We start from the raw sequence: 5152 nt of genomic DNA on the forward strand, positions 1-5152 counted from the left end.
ATGGGCCGCGTGGTGGATGACGGACCACCTCTACAGCCTCAACGAGCTCGAGCACTTCCTCGACCGCTTCATGCCTCCGGAGTCCTGGCGACGCACACGCCGGAAGAAACCCGTAGGACTCGGCCGCAACTGCTCCATCTTCGAAACCGCACGCACCTGGGCCTACCGCGAGATCCGCCACCATTGGGGCGATCCCGCAGGTCTGGCAATGGCAATTGACCTCGAGGTGCATCGCCTCAACGGAGAGTTCGCAGAGCCGCTGCCGGTCAACGAAGCCAGCCAGATCGCTGCGAGCATCCACCGATGGATCGTCACCGAATCGCGCATGTGGCGCGACGGCCCAGTCGTCTACGAGGCCACCTTCTCCACAATCCAATCCGCCCGGGGAAAGAAGAGCGGTGCGGCACGTAGCAGGGCAGGAAGAAACCGCATCATGGAGGCACTCAAATGACTGCTGACCGGATTCCACGAAACGGCCTGACCATCCGAGAGCTCGCCGCTCGTGCCGGAGTCACTCCACGCACCATCAAGACGTGGACCTCGGAGCCACGCGAGGTTTATATGAGCCGCGCACAGAAGCGCCGGGCGAAAATTCGGGAGCTGCGGGCCACTGGTATGAGTATGCGCGCGATCGCGGAGGAGGTCGGCTGTTCGGTAGGCACCGTTCACTACGCGCTCAATCACCCTGACGGCCAGGGTGGGCACCTCACGAGAAGAGAATAGGAAATGACTACGCTCCCACCGGAGACGAAGAAGACGACTTTCGACTTTGAGGCAGATGTATACCGTGCGCTCAAGATGCACGCAGTCGCGACCGATCGGCCCATCCGTGAACTGATCCACAAGTACGTGCGGGCTGGCCTGGCCTATGAAGGAGTCCCGATCACAGCGCGGCGACCTGATGCCTGACAGCCCACAGTTCCTCACGCTGCGAGAAGCCGCGCGAGACTGGACCGCGAGCCTGTCCACGTTGCAACGACACCGCCGCGAGGGCGATCTCGAATCTCTCGGCGCGCACAAGGACACCCGTGGAGCTTGGAAGATACCGCCTACGGCTCTGGCGGCACTCGGCTATACGCCGGTGTCTGGCACCGGGCCAGACACCAGCGACGTGACACCGCCTGACACCACCCCTGAACACACCCCGGAACCAAAGCACACACAGCTCAATACCCTCCGCGATGAGCTGGCTGCCACACGGGAGCGACTGGCCCGTCTCGAAGCTGAAAACGAGGGACACCGTGCCTTGCTGGCAGAGCGTGAGCGCACCGTCGAGACCCAAGCCCAAGCGTTGCGGATGCTCACCACAGGCTCTACCGCGACACCCCCTGACACCGGTCTCACTACACCCATCGTGGCACCCGCTGACACCGCTTCTGACACTCCGGTGACCACACCCACCACACACGCGCATGACGCGCCGTCGCCGCGTCGCGGCGGGGGACTGCTCTCTCGGCTGTTGCGGCGACCGCGCTAGGCCCGTGGCCGGAACGGGAGCCAGCTGGGAATGCGAGCAATGAGTGCGTCGAGCTGCGCGGTGAGCCGACCCCGCTCCGCCCGGTTCACGAAAAGTCAGGGCTCGGAGGCAGCTGACGGATACGGCCTGATCTCTTTAGCATAAAGTAGCCCAACGCGGCGCCCGCCGAAAGAATGGAGAAAAGCGCCGCAGTTGGCCACGCAAAGATGAGCGTTAACAACAGTAGAGATGAGGCCGCTACCCCTTCATCAAAAACTAACGCATGGGCTAGCATCACACAATAAGCGGACACCAGGAATAGTGGCAGTGCCACAACAAACTGCATGCCCGAATTCCTCACTGGAATCACCCTGGTGAGGACTGATGAAATTACTGGGGGTACGAGCAGGAACCATGCGATATCCGCCATATCGGATGTGAAGACCTGCCCGGAAGCCGCGTATAGGACGAAGTGCACCAAGAAATGCAAAAGTCCCGATAGCGCCATAAAAAGAGGTATCATTTGGTCTTTCATGTTTGTTTAATGTAGTCAATTTATGGTTCTAGTCTTTCACTCGTGAACGGGATTTTATGCGCCGTTACGGAGATGAACCTGTCTCGTCAGGCACTCCGGGTGAGGGTATGGCCGTTTATGCGTGGGCCGGCTGGGGGCTACTCACGACAGCTCCTCACGCTTAGTATCGATCTCCGGGATGCGGGCGATGAGCGCGCGCATCTGTTCGCTCACTCGGTCACGCTCGGCCTCGGCTGCCTCCGCGCGGTCCTCGGCGCGGGATGCGCGCACCACCGCGTCGTCCCGCGCGGACACGACAGACGCGCGCTCCTGCTCAGTTTTGTCGAGACGAGCGGCGCGCTCGTCACGTTCCGTCTCCACGTCCGCGACGGTGGCGGTGAGGGCATCGACCTCGCCACGCAGCTCCTCGACCTCGGTCGCGAGCCTGTCGCGCTCCGGTGTCACCGCAGCCAGCGCCGCGCGATAGGCATCCGCCCAGATCGCCGACAGCCGGCCCTGCACGTCCTCGGGGACGTCAGGGATGACCTCGTGGTCCTGCTCGGCGGCTGCCGCGTTCCACGCCTTCGCCGTCGCCGCTGCGACGACCATGCGCACGCCTGCCGCCTCGCGCACCGCCCTCGCGGTCACCGCCATCCCGCGATCCGCGAGGTCACGTGCTGCCTGCTCTGCCCGAACTTCCGGTGTCTGGTTCTCCTGCATGGCGCACCCTCCCAAGTAGAAACACCGGTAACGATTGTTACCTGTTTCCATGTTACCACTCGAAGGAGGTTTCTGCACCTCCTGCGCGGAAGCTCGAGAACAGCTTGCCCGGTGACCCGAGTCCTCTGGCATTGTGCAGCTCTCTGCTCATGCCGTGCACGGCATGCTCTACCTGCGCGCCATGCGGATCTCATCGAGGCCGTCAATGTCCGGGTCCGACTTCCGAGTGCCATCGGGCTGGAAGCCGTTCCTCTCATAGAAGCGAATCGCGCGCGGGTTCTCCGCCGCCACCCAGAGACACGCGGCCTCACGTCCGACCATCGCGTCCAGCAACCGTTGCCCCAGACCGGTGCCGTAGTGCTCTTCCAGGATGTACAGCGCGTAGAGCTCGGGGCCTTCACGGTCGTCGTCCCGGGCCGGACCGCGGATGCCGAAGCCCACCACCTCATCTGCACTGGTCGTGGCGATCCGCACGCGTTCGCATACGCGGTCATCCGCGAGGAGTGACTGCCACATCTGCACCCGCGCTGCCCGGGCGCTGTCGTCGTAGAACCGCGACGGCAGGATCGCTCCGTACGCCTGCCGCCAGCCCTCCACGTGGACGTGTGCGAGTGCGTGTGCCAGCAGGTCGTGAGGAGCGAGTGGTGCGTTGCCGGTGCGCACACACGGTTGATCGATGACGTAGTCCACAGAATCCCCTCGGTCGCTCGTCGCTGAACTTCCCACAGCTTCCCACTCGACTTCCAACACTGAGAAGTTGGGTCGCTCCGTTGCATTGCAGCAGGAGAGACCGGTCAGAAGTAGGTGCGATCACCGCCCCCTGACGGCATCCTCAGAGGCAACCGAAGTCGCAGCGCAGCGGAGACTTTGGGCGGCAGCCGGCCCAGTGTAACGACACCACGGAACCCCAGTTCGAGGTGACCCCGTGGCGGCGCTGAAAGCGCGCAAAAGGACATCTGGCACCCAGATGTTATAGCTCGCTCCGTCCTGCACGGACGCAGACCGTACCCGCTTATGCGTGGATAAGTCGCGCACGCTCCATCCCCACTGGATGCCACGTGTCGCACCTTCGAGCAGCTGCGCAGAAGCGGTCGCGCCCACCTGCCGAGCACCCCGTCTGACCTCGGTCATTGGTAATGCAAGAGGTGTGCCCGCTTTATCGTCGCGCTGAGGCGGAGGTGCGGACGCATAAGCGGGTGCGGTCTGCGGCTGAGGGTGCAGTCACGAGGCTGATGCGTGTAGGTGTGTGGTCGTCATCAACGGCGCATCATGTCCTGCTAATCAATAGGGCCAGGTCAGGTCACGCATAAGCGGTCACACCTGGTCTCGTCACACGAGAACACGAGACACGACACCGGCGTCATCCCCCATCTGGGCCGGCAACGTTCCGACACTCACCGTGTCGAACAAGTACGACCATGCAGCCGCTCACCGGCATCAGCATTCGTGCCCCCTGTTGCCCATTGAAAGGCCACCCGGTGAACCACCCGATACCCACCCACCTCCTCGTCACCGTCGTCGTCCTCGCTCTCCTCTTCCTCATCACCTACGGACCCCATGAACGTGTTCCCTACCTCCTCGAACTAACCCGCATCCTCACCTCTCTCACTCACCCCAGCCCCACCACATGACCACTCAACTCCCGCCCCCAACCCAGCACGTCAGACCGGGTCGGCCTGTACACACGAGATGACAGGTCGGCGGATAGGTCAACGACAGCTCGCGTGTGGCCCTGTGCACCAATCGCAGGCGCACCACGTCGCCTCTTGCTGTAGTCGGGACTCCCTACCGTTGATCTGTGGAGCGGGCAGGTGCGTGCATGGTCGGGGGAACTGCCGGGGGTAGTCCCAGCGAGGTCACCCGGAGGAACGGACTTCGCTCCGCGAAGGCTGGATCTCACCGAAACATCTGACTTGGTTGGCGACCCACTTTGAACACGCCGACAGAAATCCCACCCTGAACATCTCAGCCGTGGGAGCGTGGCGAGTATGAGCGCACCGACGACAGAGCAGTGGGAGCAGATGTGGCTGCCGCTGTGGCCCCTGGCCTCGGACGAGCTGCGAAGCGGGATCTACCGCATGAGCCGTGAGAGCGCCCTGGGCCTCCAGTACATCGAGGCGAACCCTCAAGCCGTCTCGAACCTCCTCGTAGTCGACATCGACCACCCAGACGCCCTGCTGCGCAGCGTCGAGCAGCGCAGGGACTGGCTGCCGAACGCGGTCGTAGAGAACCCTGAGAACGGCCACGCCCACGCGGTGTGGGCACTGGCAGAGCCAGTCACCCGCACGGAGTACGCCCGCCGTAAGCCGCTGGCGTACGCGGCCGCAGTCACAGAAGGTCTACGCCGGTCGGTCGAGGGGGATGCCGCCTACTCGGGGCTGATGACGAAGAACCCCACGCACGACGCATGGGCCGCGTGGTGGATGACGGACCACCTCTACAGCCTCAACGAGCTCGAGCAC

General features: G+C 63.4%; 7 protein-coding genes. 4 read left to right on the forward strand and 3 right to left on the reverse strand.

Going from position 1 to position 5152, the window contains the following annotated elements; translation table 11 throughout:
* Together JFC09_RS16150 and JFC09_RS17120 are read left to right on the forward strand one after the other, a co-directional pair.
* On the forward strand, positions 1-451 hold a 451-nt coding region (locus JFC09_RS16150; RefSeq protein WP_232483721.1), incomplete at its 5' end, for a primase C-terminal domain-containing protein.
* Positions 452-561: 110 nt separating this feature from the next.
* Positions 562-723: a helix-turn-helix domain-containing protein gene (locus tag JFC09_RS17120; protein WP_408610982.1), complete on the forward strand. Its 162-nt coding sequence runs from the start codon at positions 562-564 to the stop codon at positions 721-723.
* An 839-nt stretch (positions 724-1562) separates the two neighbouring features.
* Here the strand turns inward: JFC09_RS17120 and JFC09_RS16160 are convergent.
* From JFC09_RS16160 to JFC09_RS16170, 3 genes are all read right to left on the reverse strand, one after another.
* The gene (locus JFC09_RS16160) at positions 1563-1991 is read right to left on the reverse strand and encodes a hypothetical protein (protein WP_198395079.1); all 429 of its coding nucleotides are present in this window, start codon (positions 1989-1991) and stop codon (positions 1563-1565) included.
* Between the two features lie 141 nt (positions 1992-2132).
* On the reverse strand, positions 2133-2690 hold the full coding sequence (locus JFC09_RS16165) for a DNA-binding protein (protein WP_198395080.1): 558 nt from the start codon (positions 2688-2690) through the stop codon (positions 2133-2135).
* Between the two features lie 168 nt (positions 2691-2858).
* Positions 2859-3380, reverse strand: coding sequence for a GNAT family N-acetyltransferase (locus tag JFC09_RS16170; protein WP_332839808.1), 522 nt, complete (start codon positions 3378-3380; stop codon positions 2859-2861).
* 788 nt (positions 3381-4168) lie between these two features.
* Between JFC09_RS16170 and JFC09_RS16175 the strand changes: the two genes are divergently transcribed.
* On the forward strand, positions 4169-4321 hold the full coding sequence (locus JFC09_RS16175; protein ID WP_198395081.1) for a hypothetical protein: 153 nt from the start codon (positions 4169-4171) through the stop codon (positions 4319-4321).
* 357 nt (positions 4322-4678) lie between these two features.
* Positions 4679-5152: replication initiation protein (locus JFC09_RS16180; RefSeq protein WP_232483722.1), on the forward strand; the 474-nt coding region annotated here is incomplete at its 3' end.

The sequence above is a fragment of the Brevibacterium yomogidense genome (genome assembly GCF_016107685.1).
In the GTDB taxonomy this organism is placed as follows: Bacteria; Actinomycetota; Actinomycetes; order Actinomycetales; family Brevibacteriaceae; genus Brevibacterium; species Brevibacterium yomogidense.

Coding starts and splice junctions, on each gene's coding strand:
- JFC09_RS17120 (WP_408610982.1), top strand. CDS start 562: ATGAGCCGCGCACAGAAGCGCCGGGCGAAAATTCGGGAGCTGCGGGCC.
- JFC09_RS16160 (WP_198395079.1), bottom strand. CDS start 1,991: ATGAAAGACCAAATGATACCTCTTTTTATGGCGCTATCGGGACTTTTG.
- JFC09_RS16165 (WP_198395080.1), bottom strand. CDS start 2,690: ATGCAGGAGAACCAGACACCGGAAGTTCGGGCAGAGCAGGCAGCACGT.